The sequence below is a fragment of the Pseudomonas sp. P97.38 genome (assembly GCF_001269745.1).
In the GTDB taxonomy this organism is placed as follows: Bacteria; Pseudomonadota; Gammaproteobacteria; order Pseudomonadales; family Pseudomonadaceae; genus Aquipseudomonas; species Aquipseudomonas chlororaphis_E.
Genome location: NZ_LHVJ01000013.1, coordinates 58,948 through 76,665, shown reverse-complemented (window position 1 = coordinate 76,665; position 17,718 = coordinate 58,948). Strand labels below are relative to the sequence as shown.

Sequence of the window (17,718 nt, the reverse complement as noted above, 5' to 3'; positions counted from 1 at the left end):
TCTGATGCCATTGCGCCAGCGCCTTGAGAACCTCCCGGTCGGCCAGAAGCTGCTGGCCGCCCTGTTGGTGTTATTGACCACTGTCCTGCTGGTGGCCAACCTGACCTTTATCAGTGCCGCCTACTACATCTCCCAAGAGAGCATGGCGCCCCAGGCCTTGCAGACCATTGGCCGGCTGGTGGCAAACCCGAGCCTGATCTCCGATGCCGTGCAGTCGCCGCAGAGCGCCAAGCGCCTGCTCGACGAACTCAACAGCTACGCACCGCTTCGGGCGGCGGCCCTGTACGACGGCCAGGGCGAACGCCTGGCACAACTGCAACAGGGCGAAAAGCTCAAGCTGCCGGACCACTTTCGCAAGATGCAGGCCTGGCAGGCCGGTGAGTTTCGCAGCAACCAGGTCATCACCCTGCCCCGTCCCGGCATGGAGCCCGGCCATCTGCTCCTGGTGGCCAGCAGCGAACTGCCGACCGCGTTCTACACCGGCACCCTGACCGCCAGCCTGGGCATCCTGATCTTCAGCGTGCTGCTGTGGCTGGTCATCGCCCAGCAGATCAAGCGCCTGATTACCCAGCCGATCCACCAACTCGAAGAGCTGTCACGCCAGGTCACCCGCGAGGAAAACTATGCCCTGCGCGCCGCCCGGGGCAACCACGATGAAATCGGCAGCCTGGCCGAGGCGTTCAACACCATGCTGTCGCGGATCGAAGCCCGGGAACAACAGCTCAAGCGCGCCCGGGACGATTCCCAGGCCGCCTACGACCAGGCCCAGGGCCTGGCGGAAGAAACCCGCCACACCAACCGCAAGCTGGAGCTGGAAGTCCAGGTGCGCAGCAAGATCGAGAAGAAGCTCACCGGCTTCCAGAACTACCTCAACAGCATCATCGACTCCATGCCGTCGGCGCTGATCGCCCTCGACGAACAGCTCTACGTCACCCAGTGGAACCAGGAGGCCAGCGCCCTTTCCGGCACGCGCCTGGATGAAGCCCTGAACCAACCGATCTTCCTCGCCTTCGAACCGCTCAAGCCCTATCTGCCGCAGCTCAAGCAGACCGTCGAGCAGCACACCGTGGCCAAGATCGAACGCGTCACCTGGACCAAGGACGACGAGGCTCGCCACTACGCCCTGACCTTCTATCCGCTGATGGGCGGCGCCGGCCGCGGGGTGGTGATCCGCATCGACGACATCACCCAGCGCCTGTCGCTGGAGGAAATGATGGTGCAATCGGAGAAGATGCTCTCGGTCGGCGGCCTCGCGGCGGGCATGGCCCACGAAATCAACAACCCCTTGGGGGCGATCCTGCACAACGTGCAGAACATCCGCCGACGCCTGTCGCCGGACCTGCCAAAGAACCTCGAACAGGCCGAGCAACTGGGCATCGAACTGCAGGTGGTCAATCGCTACCTGGAAGGCCGGGAGATCCCGCAGTTGCTGGACGGCATCCAGCAGGCCGGCGCCCGGGCCGCGAAGATCGTCACCCACATGCTCAGTTTCAGCCGCCGCAGCACGCGGCAGATGGCGCCTTGCGACCTGCCCGCGCTGATCGACCAGGCAGTGGAAATCGCCGGCAACGACTTCGACCTGGCGATCGGTTTCGACTTCAAGGGCCAGGCGATCATCCGTCAGTTCGACCCGAACCTGGGCCCGGTCCCCGGCACCGCCAACGAGCTGGAACAGGTGCTGCTCAACCTGTTGAAAAACGCCGCCCAGGCGATCCACCAACGTCAGGACGACAGCGAGCCAGGGCGTATCATCCTGCGCACGCGGCTGAACCCGCCGTGGGCCGAGATCCAGGTCGAGGACAACGGCATCGGCATGAGTGAGAACGTGCGCAAGCGCACCTTCGAGCCGTTCTTCACCACCAAGGAAATCGGCCAGGGCACAGGCCTGGGGCTGTCCGTGTCGTACTTCATCATCACCAACAACCACAAGGGCCAGATGGAAGTGCAATCGGCACCGGGCCAGGGCACCTGCTTCACCTTGCGCCTGCCCTTGGCCGGCACGTCCCTCACCCAGCAGGAAAACATACAACTGGAGCGCTGAGCATGGGCTTTCGCCTGTCGAAGATTTACACCCGCACCGGCGACACCGGTGAAACCGGGTTGGGCGATGGTCGCCGCGTGGCGAAGGACCACCCACGGGTCGAGGCCATCGGCGAAGTGGATACCCTGAACAGCCAACTAGGGCTGCTATTGGCTGGACTTGCCGCCGAAACCACGCACTACCCGGCGCTGAAGGAAGTCAGTGACGTGCTGGCACCCTGTCAGCACCGGCTGTTCGACCTGGGCGGCGAACTGGCGATGCCGGCCTATCAGGCGTTGAATGCGGCGGAAGTCGAGCGACTGGAAACGGCGATCGATGTCTGGAACGAGGAATTGGGACCGTTGGAAAACTTCATCCTGCCCGGCGGCTCGACGCTGATTGCCCAGGCCCACATCTGCCGCAGCCTGGCCCGCGGTGCCGAGCGTCGTTGCCAGCAGTTGAACGCCGTGGAACCGCTGGCCGGGCCGGGGCTGGCTTATATCAATCGGTTGTCGGACCTGTTGTTCGTGGCGGCGCGAATCATCGCCCGGCGGCAAGGGGTAGCAGAGGTGCTGTGGGAGGCGGCGGCCAAGCCTGGGGGGTGATCAAAAGAGATGTATCGCCGGTCAGGCCGCCTTCGCGGGCAAGCCCGCTCCCACAGGGCGATTGGTTGTGAGCACAGATTTTGTGTCTGACGCAGATCCAATGTGGGAGCGGGCTTGCCCGCGAAGGGGCCAGCAGCCAAACCACAAAAATCATGCCCCAGGCCAGAACGCCCGAATCCCCGCCACACCCTGAGCCCCGGCTTCCCAGGCCTGCTGCCGTTCAGCGGGCCCTACCCCGCCCAACAGATAGACCGGCTTGTTGAAGCCCTCGATCAGCCGGGCCGCCTCGTCCCAACCCAAAGGCTGGGCCTCGGGGTGGGTCTGGGTCGGCTGGACAGGCGAGAGCGTCACGAAGTCCACGTCCATCTGCTGCGCCAGGGACAACTCCTCGGCGTTATGGCAGGAAGCCGCCAGCCAGCGATCCTTGCCGAACGGACGACCGGCCACCGCATGCTTGCGCAACTGCGCGGCGGTGATGTGCCAGCCAGCGGACGGGAAATCCCCCAGCCATTCGAACGGGCCCTTGAGCATCAATTGCGCCTTGCCGGCGCACAGCCCCACCGCATCCACCGCCAGGTCGCGGTACTGCGGATCGTAGCCGTTGGGCGCGCGCAGCTGGACCAGCTTGACCCCACCGGCAATCGCCTTCTGCAAGCCACGCAACAAGGCCGGTGTCTCCAGGCCGTCGGGGGTGATCAGGTATTCGCCAGGCAAACGGGCGGCGGCCACGATCGGTTGATTGGCCGCTGGAAATTCATAGCCCGTCAGCTCGCGAGCCGTCACCCAGGCCAGTGGCTGGCCTTCGGCACCGTGGGGTTCGCCGGTGAACGCCGAGACTTCCCAGACGTCCAGCAACACCTGTTTGTCCGGGTAATCGTGGCGCACCTTGATCAGCGGCCGGGCGGCGCCGACCACAATGCCCAGCTCTTCATGAAGCTCCCGGGCCAGGGCCGCCTCGACGGACTCATCCGCCTCGACCTTGCCGCCGGGAAACTCCCACAGGCCACCCTGGTGCTGGGTGTCGGCCCGACGGGCGATCAGGATCCTGCCGTCGGCGTCGCGAATGACCGCCGCCGCTACGTGTACTCGTTTCACCGCGCTGCTTCCTCCAGGCCGTCCTGTTGCCAGGCCTTGAAGGCCGGCCATTGGTAAAGGGTTTCAACATAGGCCGCATCGATCGCCGGCAGTTCCACCTGGTAGGTGCGCAGGCGCACGGCAACCGGCAGGAAAAACGCATCCGCCAGGCCCAAGGTGCCGAACAGGTAAGGGCCGGTGTCGGTCGCCGCAGCCCGGCATTCGGCCCACAGCGCCAGCATCCGTTCGATTTCCGCCTGGACATCGGCCGGCATGGGCGACAACGGCGCATCATGGGCCAGGTCAAACGGCATGTGGGTGCGAAGGGCGAAGAAACCGCTGTGCATTTGCGCACACGCCGACCGCGCCTGGGCCCGGGCCGCTACATCCCTGGGCCAGAGGCCCGCCTCGGGGAACTGCTCGGCCAGGTACTCGGCGATCGCCAGGGAATCGGCAATGACGCCCGATTCGGTCTTGAGCAGCGGGACCTTGGCGGTGGCCGAATACTTGAGCAGCTTCTGCCGCGTGTCGGGTTGATAGAGCCTGACCAGTTCTTCAGTGTACTTCGCGCCAGTCAGCGTCAACGCCAACCAGGCACGCAGGGACCAGGAAGAGATTTTCTTGTCGCCGATGATCAGGTGCAGGCTCATGTCTGGAATCCGTTCTTATGGGTACAGAAATTGGCTGTTGTCTGTCGGGCCGCCTTCGCGAGCGAGCCCGCTCCCACGATGGCATCCCGTAAACGCCTGTGGGAGCGGGCTCGCTCGCGAAGAGGACAGCTCGATGTTAAGTCCGGTACTCGGCGTTGATCTTCACATACTCGTGGGACAGGTCGGTGGTCCAGATCGTCTCGCTGCACTCACCACGGCCCAACTCGATGCGGATGGTGATCTCTTCCTGCTGCATCACCGCCGCCCCCTGGGCCTCGGTGTAGCTCGCAGCACGAGCGCCCTGGCTGGCGATGCAGACGTCGCCGAGGAACACGTCGATCTTGCTCACATCCAGGTCTGGCACGCCGGCACGGCCGACGGCGGCGAGGATCCGGCCCCAGTTCGGGTCGGACGCGAACAGCGCGGTCTTGATCAGCGGCGAGTGGGCCACGGTGTAGCCAACATCCAGGCACTCCTGGTGATTGCCACCGCCATTGACCTGCACGGTCACGAACTTGGTCGCGCCTTCGCCGTCACGGACAATGGCCTGGGCCACTTCCATGCACACCTCGAACACGGCTTGCTTGAGCGCGGCGAACAGCGGGCCGCTGGCTTCAGTGATCGGCGGCAGGTTGGCCTTGCCGGTGGCGATCAGCATGCAGCAATCGTTGGTGGACGTGTCACCGTCGATGGTGATGCGGTTGAACGACTTGTTGGCGCCGTCGAGCATCAGGTCTTGCAGCACTTGCCGGGAGACATTGGCGTCGGTGGCGATGTAGCCGAGCATGGTCGCCATGTTCGGGCGAATCATGCCGGCGCCCTTGCTGATGCCCGTCACGGTGACGGTCACGCCGTCATGCTCGAACTGGCGGCTCGCGCCCTTGGGCAAGGTGTCGGTGGTCATGATGCCGGTGGCGGCAGCGGCCCAGTTGTTTTCCGACAGGTCATCGAGGGCGGCCTGCAGCGCGCCTTCGATCTTCTCGACCGGCAGCGGCTCGCCGATCACACCGGTGGAATACGGCAGCACCTGGCTGGCGTCCACGCCCGTCAACTCCGCCAGCCTGGCGCAGGTGCGCTCGGCGGCGGCCAGGCCTGGCGCGCCGGTACCGGCGTTGGCATTGCCGGTGTTGGTCAACAGGTAGCGCACCGGCCCCTGTACGCGTTGCTTGGCCAGGATGACCGGAGCGGCGCAGAAGGCGTTGAGGGTGAAGACACCGGCAACCGTCGAGCCCTCGGCGCAACGCATCACCACGACATCCTTGCGCCCGGGACGCTTGATGCCCGCCGAAGCGATACCGAGTTCAAAACCGGCAACCGGGTGCAACGTTGGCAACGGACCAAGACCAACAGCCATGAATGCGCTCCTTAAATAAAATGTATGTCTGAATCAAATGGCAAAACGCCGCGACGGTCGGAAACCGGTCGCGGCGCAGGTCGTTCAGCGTTGGAAACGGGGGTTACTGGATCTGCCCGTGACAATGCTTGTATTTTTTGCCCGAACCGCAGTAGCACAGTTCGTTACGGCCCAGCTTCTGCTCGTTGCGCACCGGCGCGGTCGCCAGGGCAACATCCACGTCGACGCCTTCTTCGGCGACAACGTCCAGGCCAGGGGCCTCGGCGTGTTCGAACTGCATGCGCGCGGCCAGGGCCTCGGCTTCCTGACGCAGGCGCGCCTCTTCCTCGGCCGGGTCTTCGCGGCGAACTTGAACGTGGGACAACACACGGATCGAGTCGCGCTTGATCGAATCCAGCAGGTCGGAGAACAGCGTATAGGACTCGCGCTTGTACTCCTGCTTCGGGTTCTTCTGGGCGTAACCGCGCAAATGGATGCCGTGGCGCAGGTGGTCCATGGTCGACAGGTGGTCTTTCCACAAGTCGTCCAGGACCCGCAGCACGATCTGCTTCTCGAAGGAGCGCAGCGCTTCGGCACCGGCCTGGTCTTCCTTCTCGTTGTACGCGGCGATCAGTTCGGCGAGCAGCTTCTCGCGCAGGGTCTCTTCGTACAGGTGATCGTCTTCGTCGAGCCACTGCTGGATCGGCAACGACACGCCGAAGTCACTGCGCAAGGCCGCTTCCAGGCCAGCGATGTCCCACTGCTCCGGCAGAGACTGCGGCGGGATGTGGGCGCTGACGGTGGCGTTGAGCACTTCCTGGCGGAAGTCGGCGATGGTGTCACCGATGTTGTCGGCGGCCAACAAGCTGTTACGCATGTGATAGATCACTTTGCGCTGCTCGTTGTTGACGTCGTCGAACTCCAGCAATTGCTTGCGGATATCGAAGTTGCGGCCTTCGACCTTGCGCTGGGCCTTCTCGATGGCGTTGGTCACCATGCGGTGCTCGATCGCCTCGCCCGGCTGCATGCCCAGGGCCTTCATGAAGTTCTTCACCCGATCAGAGGCGAAGATGCGCATCAGGCTGTCTTCCAGGGACAGGTAGAAACGGCTGGAGCCGGCGTCGCCCTGGCGACCGGCACGACCACGCAGCTGGTTGTCGATACGGCGCGACTCGTGACGCTCGGAGGCGATCACCTGCAAGCCACCGGACTCGAGCACCTGCTGGTGACGCTTCTGCCAGTCGGCCTTGATCTGCGCGATCTGCTCGGGGGTCGGTTTTTCCAGGGAGGCGACTTCCACTTCCCAGTTGCCGCCCAGCAGGATGTCGGTACCCCGACCGGCCATGTTGGTGGCGATGGTCAATGCACCTGGGCGCCCGGCCTGGGCAATGATCTCGGCTTCCTTCTCGTGGAACTTGGCGTTGAGGACCTTGTGCTCGATGCCTTCCTTGTTCAGCAAGGCGGACATGTGCTCGGACGTCTCGATGGTGGCGGTACCCACCAGGATAGGACGGCCCTGGGCCATGCCTTCCTTGATGTCGTTGATGATCGCCGCGTACTTCTCTTCGGCGGTCAGGAACACCAGGTCGTTGTAGTCCTTACGGGCCAGCGGCTTGTTGGTCGGGATCACCACCACTTGCAGGCCGTAGATCTGGTGGAACTCGAACGCTTCGGTGTCAGCGGTACCGGTCATGCCGGACAGCTTGTTGTACAGGCGGAAGTAATTCTGGAAGGTGGTCGAGGCCAGGGTCTGGCTCTCGGCCTGGATGTTCAGGCCTTCCTTGGCTTCGATGGCCTGGTGCAGGCCCTCGGACAGGCGACGGCCCGGCATGGTACGGCCGGTGTGCTCGTCCACCAGCACGACCTGGCCGTCCTGCACGATGTATTCGACGTTGCGATGGAACAGCTTGTGGGCGCGCAGGCCAGCATAGACGTGGGTCAGCAGGCCCAGGTTATGCGCCGAGTACAGGCTCTCGCCCTCGGCCAGCAAGCCGACGCGGGTCAGCATGTCTTCGATGAACTGGTGACCGGCTTCGTTGAGTTCGACCTGGCGGGTCTTCTCGTCGATGGTGTAGTGACCAGCCTGGGTGACCTGGCCCTCGACCTCCTCGACGTGCAACTTGAGCTGCGGGATCAGTTTGTTGATCTCGGTGTACAGCTTGGAGCTGTCCTCGGCCTGACCGGAAATGATCAGCGGGGTACGGGCTTCGTCGATGAGGATGGAGTCGACTTCGTCGATCACGGCGAAATTGAGTTCACGCTGGAATTTTTCTTCCATGCTGAACGCCATGTTGTCGCGCAGGTAGTCGAAACCGAATTCGTTGTTGGTGCCGTAGGTGATATCGGCGGCGTAGGCCGCACGCTTTTCTTCCGGCGGCTGGAACGGCGTGACGACGCCGACGGTCAGGCCGAGGAATTCATAGAGCGGGCGCATCCAGTTGGCGTCGCGGCGGGCCAGGTAGTCGTTGACCGTCACCACGTGCACGCCCTTGCCGGACAATGCGTTGAGATAGACGCCCAGGGTTGCCACGAGGGTCTTGCCCTCACCGGTGCGCATTTCGGCGATCTTGCCTTCGTGCAAGGTCATGCCGCCGATCAACTGGACGTCGAAGTGGCGCATGCCCATGACCCGTTTACCGGCTTCCCGGGCAACCGCAAAGGCTTCGGGCAGGAGCTGGTCGAGGGTTTCCCCCTTGGCGATGCGGTCCTTGAACTCGGCAGTCTTGGCGCGTAACTGATCGTCCGAAAGGGCCACCATTTGCTCTTCGAAGGCATTGACAGTCTGTACCGTCTTGAGCATGCGCTTGACTTCACGCTCGTTCTTGCTTCCAAAGAGTTTCTTTAACAAAGGCGCAAACATATCGGCAGGATCTTCCACACTAAAGGGATGGAGGGCGGCCCCGTGAGTCGCCCGTGCAGCCCTCATGGCCGCATGCGAACGAGCATTCTACCCGGAAACGATGGAGAGGAAAGTGGCGTTATTCCACGATGCTGGCACAGCGCTGTGACGGGGCTTGCTTAAAATAAGGGCTTTTGCGCGAACTTCAACCCACAAAACGCAGAAGTTAAGCGTTGATTGCCCAGGTAAAACGCCCCGGACCACCGGGCCCAGGCGCCTGCGATGCTTTCTGTTACCATGGCGCCTCTGTCACTTGCGGTATTCATTCATGGCCTTTCGCCCCCTTACCGCCAAGGCGCCCGCCATCCTGCTGCGCGAAGCCAAGCCGCTGAAAGCCATCTTCGGCCATGCCAGGCGCCTGGGCCACCTGCAGCGGCTGCTCGACAGCCAACTGCAACCTGCCGCTCGCGAGCATTGTCACGTGGCGTCCTGGCGCGAAGGCAGCTTGTTGCTGATTGTCACCGACGGCCATTGGGCCACGCGCCTGCGCTACCAGCAAAAACGCCTGCTGCGCCAGTTGCAGGCGTTCGAAGAGTTCGCCGGCCTGGTGCGGATCCAGTTCAAGGTCCAGCCGCCTACCGTGCAGGTCGGTGCCAAGGGGCACACGCTGGACCTGTCCCAGGATGCCGCCGCGACCATCCAGTCCACGGCCGAGGGCATCAGCGATCCCAACCTGCGGGCGGCGCTGGAGCGCCTGGCAGCGCACGCACGCCCCAAGACTTGAGATTTTGCTTCGTCCAGTCGATCGCCTTCGCGAGCAAGCTCGCTCCCACAAGAATTCTTCAGCGGACGCAAAATTTCTGCTCACCTCGGCCCTTCTTCTGTGGGAGCGGGCTTGCCCGCGATAGCGGTCTGTCATTTAAGAACAAGTGACTGACCCACCGCCTTCGCGAGCAAGCTCGCTCCCACAAGTTCTTCAGCGGACGCAAAATTTCTGTTCACCTCGGCCCTTCTGTGGGAGCGGGCTGTCATTTAAGAACAAGTGACTGACCCACCGCCTTCGCGAGCAAGCTCGCTCCCACGGGGATTGCGTCGAGCAGAAATCCTGTATCGGCAAAATTCCCTTGCTGGCAAAGGGCGCGACTCGGTCCTGACTACCGGCGGCGCTTGCTGCCGCCCAGCAATGAGCCCATCAACCCGCGCACCAGTTGACGGCCCAACTGGTTGGCCGCCTGACGCATTGCCGACTTGAGCGCCTGCCCCGCTGCCGTGCCGAGGAACTCCCCGGCCCTGTCAGCAAGGCTCGGCTGTTCAGCCGCCGGTTTGTCCGATGCGGCCTCGGCTTCAGGCTCCAGCCCTTTGCGTCCCATCAACACTTCATAGGCCGACTCGCGATCAATGGGCTTGTCATAACGCCCTTGCAACGGCGAGCGGGCGATCAACGCGACGCGCTCGGCCTCGCTCAACGGCCCGATGCGCGATTGCGGTGGTGCCACCAGCACGCGCTGGACCATTTCCGGCGTACCTTTTTCCTGCAGGGTGCCCACCAGGGCTTCACCGATGCCCAGCTCGGTCAGCACCGCCAAGGCATCGAACTGCGGGTTCGGGCGGAAACCGTCCGCCACCGCCCGCAGGGATTTCTGCTCCTTGGCGGTGAAAGCGCGCAGGCCGTGCTGGATACGCAAGCCCAGTTGCGCCAGTACATCGTCTGGTAAATCGCCCGGCGACTGGGTCACGAAATACACCCCGACACCCTTGGAACGGATCAGCCGCACCACTTGTTCCAGGCGCTCCTGCAAGGCCTTGGGCGTGCCGGCGAACAGCAGGTGCGCCTCGTCGAAAAACAGCGCCAGTAATGGTTTGTCCGCATCGCCGCGCTCGGGCAACTGTTCGAACAACTCGGCCAGCAGCCACAGCAGGAAGGTCGCGTAGACCTTCGGCGCCTCATGGACCAGCCGACTGGCGTCCAGCAGGTGGATGCGTCCCCGGCCATCGCTGGCCGGTTGCAAGATGTCTTCGAGCTGCAAGGCCGGCTCGCCGAACAACGCTTGCGCACCTTGCTGCTCCAGGCTGGACAAGCGTCTTAGCAAGGCCTGGCTGGAACCGGTGGTCATCAGCGCCGCGTCGTCCCCCAGCAACTCGGGGTTGTCCCTGAGGTGATTGAGCAACGCCTTGAGGTCCTTGAGGTCAAGCAGCAACAGTCCTTCGCGGTCAGCCACCTTGAACGCGGCGTACAACGCCGACTGCTGGCTGTCGGTGAGTTCCAGCAGGCTGCCGATCAGCAACGGGCCCATTTCACTCAAGGTGGTGCGCAATGGATGACCGGATTCGCCGTGAATGTCCCACAACGTCACCGGATAGGCCTGGGGCGTGTAGCCGAGCCAGGGCATGCCGGCGATCCGCTCGGCCACTTTGCCCTGGGGGTTGCCGGCAGCACCGAGGCCGCACAGGTCGCCCTTGATGTCCGCCGCGAACACCGCCACACCCGCATCGCTGAACGCTTCGGCCAGGCGCTGCAAGGTCACGGTCTTGCCGGTGCCGGTGGCGCCCGCCACCAAACCGTGGCGGTTCGCCAGGCGCATCGCCTGGGAGAGGGGTTGGCCGGTCGGGTCGGCGCCGATAACAAGCTTGAGTGAGTCAGGCATTTCGTCACCTGTGGTTAATCTGTGGCCCTGCTTGGCCGATACCAGGAATGACAGACCCTACTGAAAACAAGGTCGGATAATTCCCAGGGAGATGGAAATATCAGCTTTTTTCAATACGGCGATATTTAGCGAACTTTCCATATAAAAGCACGCCCAGAGCCATAAGACTCAGCGGAACCTCGAACCATGAAGAAAAACCTGCGTTTCAGCCATAAAATCCTCCTTGCCGCCGCCCTGATCGTCGTTGCCGCCTTCGCTTCCTTCACGTCATACAACGATTACCTGCAACGCAATGCCATTCGCGACGACCTCGACGGCTACCTGCATGAAATGGCCGAGGTCACCGCGAGCAACATCCAGACCTGGCTCAGCGGGCGGATCCTGCTCATCGAAAACCTGGCCCAGAACATTGCCGCCAGCCCGGACTCCGCCAGCGTCACCCGGCTGCTGGAGCAGAAAGCACTGACCGCAACCTTCATGGCTTCCTACCTGGGCGACGCCCAGGGCAGCTTCATCATTCGCCCCGACGCGAAGATGCCCGACGGTTTCGACCCTCGCGTACGCCCCTGGTACAAGGGCGCGCAGAGCAGCAGCACCTCGACCCTGACCGAACCGTACATCGACGCCGCCAGTGGCGGGCTGATCATCTCCATTGCCAGTGCTGCCCGAAACGCCACGCAGACCGTCGGCGTCGTGGGGGGTGACCTGAGCCTGCAAGCCATTGTCGACAACCTCAAGACCGTGGACTTCGATGGCATGGGCTATGCCTACCTGGTCAGCGCCGATGGCAAGATCCTGGTGCACCCGGACAAGGCCCTGGTCATGAAAACCCTGGCCGAAGCCTACCCAGGCAACACGCCGAAAATCAGCGAACAGATCACCGAAGTCGAGGTGGACGGCCACTCGCGCATTGTCACTTTCGTGCCGATCAAGGGCCTGCCTTCGGTGAACTGGTACGTCGGGGTCTCAGTGGATAAAGACCTGGCCTACGCGATGCTCAGCGATTTCCGTACCTCGGCAGTCGTGGCGACGATCATTGCCGTGATCTTCATCATCGCGCTGCTGAGCATGCTGATCCGCCTGCTGATCCAGCCGCTGCACACCATGACCCGGGCCATGGAGGACATCGCCGACGGTGAAGGCGACCTGACCAAGCGCCTGACGATCCAGAACCAGGATGAATTCGGCATTCTGGGCATCGCCTTCAACCGTTTCGTCGAGCGCATACACGGTTCGATCCGCGAAGTGTCCTCCGCCACTGAACACGTCAATGAAGTCGCCCTGCGCGTGGTGAGCGCATCGAACTCGTCGATGGTCAACTCCGACGAACAATCGAGCCGCACCAACAGCGTGGCCGCCGCCATCAACCAACTGGGCGCCGCCGCCCAGGAGATCGCCCGCAATGCCGCCCGGGCGTCCCATCAGGCCAGCGACGCCCGCGGCCTGGCCGAGGACGGCCAGCACGTGGTAGACCGCAGCATTGCCGCGATGAATCGCCTGTCCGAACTGCTGAGCACGTCGAGCAACAACGTCGAGACGTTGAACAGCAAGACCGTGAACATCGGCCAGATCCTGGAGGTGATCACCAGCATTTCCCAGCAGACCAATCTGCTGGCCCTCAACGCTGCGATCGAGGCCGCACGGGCCGGTGAAGCCGGACGCGGGTTTGCCGTGGTGGCGGACGAGGTGCGCAACCTCGCCCACCGCACCCAGGAATCGGCGCAACAAGTGCAGACCATGATCGAAGAACTGCAGGTCGGCGCCCGGGTTTCGGTCATGACCATGAACGACAGCCAGCGCCACAGCCAGGAAAGCGTGGAGATCGCCAACCTGGCCGGCGAGCGCCTGAACAGCGTGACCCAGCGCATCGGTGAAATCGACGGCATGAACCAGTCCGTGGCCACCGCCACGGAAGAGCAGACGGCCGTGGTGGAATCGATCAACGTCGACATCACCGAGATCAACACGCTGAACCAGGAAGGGGTGGAGAACCTGCAATCGACCTTGCGCGCCTGTGCCGACCTGGAGCGGCAGGCGGCGCGGCTCAAGCAGTTGGTGGGCAGCTTCAGGATTTAAAGCGCCTGGACTGGCCTCATCGCGAGCAAGCTCGCTCCCACAGGGATTGGCGCTAACCTGTGGGAGCGAGCTTGCTCGCGATGAGGGCCTGTCAAATCAGGCAACACTCCACTGACACCCCGCCCCACCACAACCCAACCGAACATCTATTCTTCATAAAGGTCAACAAAGGAGAACACAGACCGGAGGGATGTTCATCGTGCATATAGCGGACATAACCATGTTCTACGCCCCTGCCAGCGGCGGCGTGCGCACTTACCTGGATGCCAAGCACCGGCGCCTGGGCGATCGGCCCGGTATTCGCCACAGCCTGCTGATTCCCGGCGCACATTTGAGCGAGCACGACGGGGTCTACAAGGTCCCGGCCCCGGCGCTGCCTTTCGGCAAGGGCTACCGCTTCCCCCTGCGCCTAGCGCCCTGGCGCAATGTCCTGCGTGATCTGCAACCGGACCTGATCGAAGTCGGCGACCCCTACCTCACCGCCTGGGCCGCCCTGGATGCCCGCCGCCAGCTCGACGTGCCCGTCATTGGTTTCTATCACTCCGACCTGCCACTGCTGGTGAGCAACCGCATGGGCAACTGGTTCACCCCCAATATCGAAGCGTATGTCAGCAAGCTGTATGGCAACTTCGACCGGGTCCTGGCGCCCAGCCAGGTCATGGCTGACAAGCTGACCGGGCTGGGGGTCAGGAATGTCCACGTGCAACCCCTGGGCGTGGATCTGCAAACCTTCACCCCCGCCGCCCGTGACCCGGAGCTGCGGGCGGAACTGGGGATCGCCGAAGACACCCGCCTGCTGATCTTCGCCGGTCGCGGCTCCAAGGAAAAAAACCTGCCGGTGCTGCTCAAGTGCATGAAGCGCCTGGGCGAGCGCTATCACCTGCTGCTGGTGGGCTCATCGATGCCGGCGCTGGTGCCGGACAACGTCACCGTGGTGGATGAGTTCTGCCCGGCACCGCAAGTCGCGCGGCTCATGGCCAGCGCCGACGCGCTGTTGCATGCCGGCGACCAGGAAACCTTCGGCCTGGTGATCCTCGAGGCGATGGCCAGCGGCATCCCCGTGGTGGCCGTGGCAGCCGGCGCCTTCACCGAAATCGTCCATGAAGACTGTGGCCTGCTGTGCACACCCAACAATCCACAAGCCATGGCCAACGCCGTGCGGCAACTGTTCGCCGAGGGCTGCCAGCGCCGTGGCGTGCTGGCGCGCCGGCACGTGGAGCGTTATTACGCCTGGGATTCAGTGGTCAACAACCTGCTGGGGCATTACTACGCGGTGCTCGGCGAGCAGATGCCACTGCTGGCCAATGGTTGAAGCGAGGGCCGTGCCGATGAATACCTCGCCCAGCGTGCTTTTGGTGCTGCATGACGTAGCGCCGCAAACCTGGCCCGACTACCAGCCCTTCGTCGAAGCCGTCGATGCCCTGGGCAATGTGCCGATGACCTGGCTGGTGGTGCCGGACTTCCACCACACCAATGCATTGCAGGACCACCCCGGCTTCCGGCGCCTGCTCGACCGACGCGTGGAGCGCGGCGACGAACTGGTGTTGCACGGTTATTACCATTGCGACGATGGGCCGGCGGCTCGCCACCCCAAGGACTGGTTCATGCGCCGGGTCTACACCCATGAAGGCGAGTTCTACAGCCTGTGCGAAGAAGCCGCCCTCGCCCGCCTGCGCGCCGGCATCGAAACCTTCGAACGCTACCAGTGGCCGCTGGAAGGCTTCGTCGCCCCGGCCTGGCTGATGAGCGAAGGCACGCGCCGGGCCTTGCGTCAGTTACCGCTGAGCTACACCAGCGACACCCAGCGCCTGTATCGCCTGCCCGACTTTACCCCGCTCGACGCCCCCGGGCTGGTATGGAGCGCCCGCAGCGCCTGGCGCCGGGGCCTGTCGAAAGTCCTCAGCGACCAACGTGAACAGCGCTGGCGCCAGGCACCGGTGATTCGCCTGGGCCTGCACCCAGTGGACATGCGCCATCGGTTTTCCCGGGACTACTGGCTGCAGACCCTTGAACGCCTGCTCAATGAAGGCCGCGTGCCAATGACCAAGGTCGACTGGCTGGCCACCCAGGGCCTGCGGGTCAGCAGCGCGGCATGAAGCGGCTGCTCTGGCTGGCCGCCGCGCTGCTCATGGCCTTGCTGGTTCCGCTGTTGATGGGCGGCACGGACATGTGGGCACGGGTACAGCGCTTTCCCTTGTCCTTGCTGCTGATCATGCTCGGCATGATCGTGCTGTGCTGGGCCCTGAATTCGCTGCGCCTGCGCCTGTTGCTGGGTGAGCACCGGGGGCGCCTGGGCCGGTTCAAGAGCCTGGGCGTGGTGATGTCCACCGAGTTCGCCATGTGCGCGACACCCGGCGGCAGTGGCGGGCCGCTGACCCTGATGGCCCTGCTGGCGCGCAATGGCGTACGCCCGGCCCACAGCAGCGCCGTGTTCGCCATGGACCAGTTGAGCGACCTGCTGTTCTTTCTCTGCGCCCTGGTGGGCATCCTGTTCTACGCGCTGTTCCAGAACCTCAGCCAGCGCATGGAATGGATGCTGGCCGTGAGCGCTGTTTCATTGTTTGGCGGGCTGTTCGGCTGCGTGCTGGTGGCGCGCTATCACCGCCGTTTGATCCTGCTGGGCGCGCGCCTGCTGCGGCATCTGCGAGTGAAGACCGCCACCCGTCATCGCTGGGGACGCAAGACCCTGCATTTTCTCGCAGCGTTCACTGACACCCTGAAACTGCCACGCCAGACGCTGTTCCAGGTGTTCGGCCTGACCTGCCTGCATTGGGCATTGCGTTACAGCGTGCTGTACCTGGCCTTGAAGGGGCTGGGGGCGGACGTGCAGTGGGCCTGGAGTTTCCTGATCCAGATGCTGTCCTTGAGTGCCGGGCAATTCAGCCTGCTGCCGGGCGGTGCCGGAGCGGCAGAACTGACCTCGGCGGCGCTGCTCGCGCCGATGGTGGGCAAATCCACCGCGGCCGCGGCCATCCTGATCTGGCGGGCGGTCACCTATTATTTCTATCTGGTGGCCGGTGGGCCGGTGTTCTTGCTGATGGTCGGGCGACCATTGATCAAGAAGCTGATCAGCCTGCGTCAGGCGTGAGGGCTGGCTGCTCGGGATCGGGATGATCTTCGGGATGGGTCTGTTTCCACAGTTCGGCGGCGTCGGGAAACTCCGTACCGTCTTCCGGGCCCAGCTCCTCGGGATCGTAGCGGCTCAGGCAACCCTCACCGAGGGTGGCCGGCGCCTTCGAAGTGGCTTTGTCCAGTGGATCGGTCATGGTGCACCTTCGGTAAACATCTGGCGGGCATGCTGTGGTGAGGGCGCTTGATCCCCCACCACGATGGCCGTTCGGTCAGAACACCACAGTCTTGTTGCCATGCACCAGCACCCGGTCTTCCAGGTGATAACGCAAGCCCCGCGCCAGGACCATTTTCTCCACGTCACGCCCGAAACGCACCATGTCTTCGATGCTATCGCTGTGGCTGACGCGGACCACGTCCTGCTCGATGATCGGACCGGCGTCCAGCTCCTCGGTGACGTAATGGCAGGTGGCGCCAATCAGCTTCACGCCGCGCATCGAGGCCTGGTGGTATGGCTTGGCACCGACGAAGGACGGCAGGAAGCTGTGGTGGATATTGATGACCTTATGCGCGTATTCGCTGCACAGGGCCGGCGGCAGGATTTGCATGTAGCGGGCCAGCACCACCACCTCGGCATCGTGCTGCTTGACCAGGCGCGAGACTTCGGCGAATGCCGGTTGCTTGTCCTGCGGGTTGACCGGTACGTGGTAGTACGGGATGCCGTGCCACTCGACCATGCTACGCAGGTCGTCGTGGTTGGAAATCACACAGGCGATATCGCAATCGAGCTCATCGCTGTGCCAGCGGTGCAGCAAGTCTGCCAGGCAGTGGGACTCGCGGCTGGCCATCAGCACCACACGTTTTTTCTGCGCGGTGTCGGTGATGCGCCAGTCCATCGAGAACTCTTCGGCAATCGGCGCGAAAGCCTCGCGAAAAGCCTCGATGCCAAAGGGCAGCGAGTCGGCACGAATCTCGTGACGCATGAAAAACCAGCCGCTCTGATTGTCCGAGTGATGGCTTGCTTCAGTGATCCAGCCGTTATGGGACGCCAGAAAGTTACTGACTTTAGCAACGATACCGACGCGGTCCGGGCAAGCAATCACCAGCCGAAAAGTGCGCATTAGGGGAACTCCAGAACTTCGCAAAGGCGGCTATTCTAGCCATTGCGCGGCAAAACTGCAGTATCGATCACGCGGTCGGTGCCCCACGCGCCCCTGAGCCATGCAGGGCGCAGCTCTGGGCGGCTAGCTATATGTGTGAACGGGCGTGAAGTCGGCGGGACGCTATTTAACTGCAATAGCGATTTTGTGGCACAGCACTAATTAATTAAATAAAACATCGGTTAAATGTTTACTTGATGAAACTGTCTGATTACTATTGCCGCACTGTGCCCTTGTCACCCCAAGC

The 17,718-nt window shown here is 63.2% G+C and carries 14 protein-coding genes; 7 read left to right on the top strand and 7 right to left on the bottom strand.

Going from position 1 to position 17,718, the window contains the following annotated elements; all coding sequences use genetic code 11:
• Positions 1-4: 4 nt before the first annotated feature.
• Both AD664_RS08190 and AD664_RS08185 read left to right on the top strand, forming a co-directional pair.
• Complete coding sequence (locus AD664_RS08190; protein WP_047736654.1) at positions 5-2,041, top strand: HAMP domain-containing sensor histidine kinase; 2,037 nt, start codon at positions 5-7, stop codon at positions 2,039-2,041.
• Between the two features lie 2 nt (positions 2,042-2,043).
• Entirely contained in the window at positions 2,044-2,625 is a 582-nt protein-coding gene (locus AD664_RS08185) for a cob(I)yrinic acid a,c-diamide adenosyltransferase (protein WP_053145809.1), read from the top strand.
• Positions 2,626-2,775: 150 nt separating this feature from the next.
• Here the strand turns inward: AD664_RS08185 and AD664_RS08180 are convergent, their stop codons facing one another.
• The 4 genes from AD664_RS08180 to secA form a co-directional block, all read right to left on the bottom strand.
• Complete coding sequence (locus AD664_RS08180) at positions 2,776-3,720, bottom strand: Nudix family hydrolase (RefSeq protein WP_053145807.1); 945 nt, start codon at positions 3,718-3,720, stop codon at positions 2,776-2,778.
• Positions 3,717-4,349, bottom strand: a complete 633-nt coding sequence (locus AD664_RS08175) for a glutathione S-transferase family protein (protein WP_053145805.1) — start codon at positions 4,347-4,349, stop codon at positions 3,717-3,719. The genes AD664_RS08180 and AD664_RS08175 overlap by 4 nt, the downstream gene beginning before the upstream one ends.
• Positions 4,350-4,485: 136 nt before the next feature.
• Entirely contained in the window at positions 4,486-5,703 is a 1,218-nt protein-coding gene (argJ, locus tag AD664_RS08170) for a bifunctional glutamate N-acetyltransferase/amino-acid acetyltransferase ArgJ (protein ID WP_053145803.1), read from the bottom strand.
• 103 nt (positions 5,704-5,806) lie between these two features.
• Complete coding sequence (gene secA / locus AD664_RS08165) at positions 5,807-8,542, bottom strand: preprotein translocase subunit SecA (RefSeq protein WP_053145801.1); 2,736 nt, start codon at positions 8,540-8,542, stop codon at positions 5,807-5,809.
• A 307-nt stretch (positions 8,543-8,849) separates the two neighbouring features.
• Here secA and AD664_RS08160 point away from each other — a divergent pair, with 307 nt between their 5' ends.
• A complete protein-coding gene (locus AD664_RS08160) occupies positions 8,850-9,305 on the top strand; it encodes a DUF721 domain-containing protein (RefSeq protein WP_042731596.1) in 456 nt (151 codons plus the stop codon).
• Between the two features lie 370 nt (positions 9,306-9,675).
• On the opposite strand, the gene AD664_RS08155 is transcribed toward AD664_RS08160, so the two are convergent.
• The gene (locus AD664_RS08155; RefSeq protein WP_053145799.1) at positions 9,676-11,166 is read right to left on the bottom strand and encodes a helicase HerA-like domain-containing protein; all 1,491 of its coding nucleotides are present in this window, start codon (positions 11,164-11,166) and stop codon (positions 9,676-9,678) included.
• Positions 11,167-11,352: 186 nt separating this feature from the next.
• Between AD664_RS08155 and AD664_RS08150 the strand changes: the two genes are divergently transcribed.
• The 4 genes from AD664_RS08150 to AD664_RS08135 all read left to right on the top strand — a co-directional run bounded on the left by AD664_RS08150 (position 11,353) and on the right by AD664_RS08135 (position 16,330).
• Positions 11,353-13,242 carry a methyl-accepting chemotaxis protein gene (locus tag AD664_RS08150; protein ID WP_053145797.1) on the top strand — a complete coding sequence of 630 codons (1,890 nt, stop codon included), beginning with the start codon at positions 11,353-11,355 and terminating at the stop codon, positions 13,240-13,242.
• 190 nt (positions 13,243-13,432) lie between these two features.
• The gene (locus AD664_RS08145) at positions 13,433-14,554 is read left to right on the top strand and encodes a glycosyltransferase family 1 protein (RefSeq protein WP_042732170.1); all 1,122 of its coding nucleotides are present in this window, start codon (positions 13,433-13,435) and stop codon (positions 14,552-14,554) included.
• Positions 14,555-14,570: 16 nt separating this feature from the next.
• Positions 14,571-15,338, top strand: coding sequence for a DUF2334 domain-containing protein (locus AD664_RS08140; protein ID WP_053145795.1), 768 nt, complete (start codon positions 14,571-14,573; stop codon positions 15,336-15,338).
• Positions 15,335-16,330 (top strand): lysylphosphatidylglycerol synthase transmembrane domain-containing protein, encoded by a 996-nt coding sequence (locus AD664_RS08135; RefSeq protein ID WP_053145793.1) that lies wholly within the window; start codon positions 15,335-15,337, stop codon positions 16,328-16,330. Before AD664_RS08140 ends, AD664_RS08135 begins: the two co-directional genes overlap by 4 nt.
• On the opposite strand, the gene AD664_RS08130 is transcribed toward AD664_RS08135, so the two are convergent.
• Both AD664_RS08130 and purU read right to left on the bottom strand, forming a co-directional pair.
• Positions 16,311-16,508: a hypothetical protein gene (locus tag AD664_RS08130; protein WP_042732167.1), complete on the bottom strand. Its 198-nt coding sequence runs from the start codon at positions 16,506-16,508 to the stop codon at positions 16,311-16,313. The genes AD664_RS08135 and AD664_RS08130 overlap by 20 nt on opposite strands.
• A 75-nt stretch (positions 16,509-16,583) precedes the next feature.
• The gene (gene purU / locus AD664_RS08125; RefSeq protein ID WP_003178545.1) at positions 16,584-17,432 is read right to left on the bottom strand and encodes a formyltetrahydrofolate deformylase; all 849 of its coding nucleotides are present in this window, start codon (positions 17,430-17,432) and stop codon (positions 16,584-16,586) included.
• Between the last annotated feature and the right edge of the window lie 286 nt (positions 17,433-17,718).

What these genes read in the sequence shown, in the direction of transcription:
- AD664_RS08190 (WP_047736654.1), top strand. Translation starts at nt 5, where the DNA reads ATGCCATTGCGCCAGCGCCTTGAGAACCTCCCGGTCGGCCAGAAGCTG.
- AD664_RS08185 (WP_053145809.1), top strand. Translation starts at nt 2,044, where the DNA reads ATGGGCTTTCGCCTGTCGAAGATTTACACCCGCACCGGCGACACCGGT.
- AD664_RS08175 (WP_053145805.1), bottom strand. Translation starts at nt 4,349, where the DNA reads ATGAGCCTGCACCTGATCATCGGCGACAAGAAAATCTCTTCCTGGTCC.
- argJ (WP_053145803.1), bottom strand. Translation starts at nt 5,703, where the DNA reads ATGGCTGTTGGTCTTGGTCCGTTGCCAACGTTGCACCCGGTTGCCGGT.
- secA (WP_053145801.1), bottom strand. Translation starts at nt 8,542, where the DNA reads ATGTTTGCGCCTTTGTTAAAGAAACTCTTTGGAAGCAAGAACGAGCGT.
- AD664_RS08160 (WP_042731596.1), top strand. Translation starts at nt 8,850, where the DNA reads ATGGCCTTTCGCCCCCTTACCGCCAAGGCGCCCGCCATCCTGCTGCGC.
- AD664_RS08155 (WP_053145799.1), bottom strand. Translation starts at nt 11,166, where the DNA reads ATGCCTGACTCACTCAAGCTTGTTATCGGCGCCGACCCGACCGGCCAA.
- AD664_RS08150 (WP_053145797.1), top strand. Translation starts at nt 11,353, where the DNA reads ATGAAGAAAAACCTGCGTTTCAGCCATAAAATCCTCCTTGCCGCCGCC.
- AD664_RS08145 (WP_042732170.1), top strand. Translation starts at nt 13,433, where the DNA reads ATGTTCATCGTGCATATAGCGGACATAACCATGTTCTACGCCCCTGCC.
- AD664_RS08140 (WP_053145795.1), top strand. Translation starts at nt 14,571, where the DNA reads ATGAATACCTCGCCCAGCGTGCTTTTGGTGCTGCATGACGTAGCGCCG.
- AD664_RS08135 (WP_053145793.1), top strand. Translation starts at nt 15,335, where the DNA reads ATGAAGCGGCTGCTCTGGCTGGCCGCCGCGCTGCTCATGGCCTTGCTG.
- AD664_RS08130 (WP_042732167.1), bottom strand. Translation starts at nt 16,508, where the DNA reads ATGACCGATCCACTGGACAAAGCCACTTCGAAGGCGCCGGCCACCCTC.
- purU (WP_003178545.1), bottom strand. Translation starts at nt 17,432, where the DNA reads ATGCGCACTTTTCGGCTGGTGATTGCTTGCCCGGACCGCGTCGGTATC.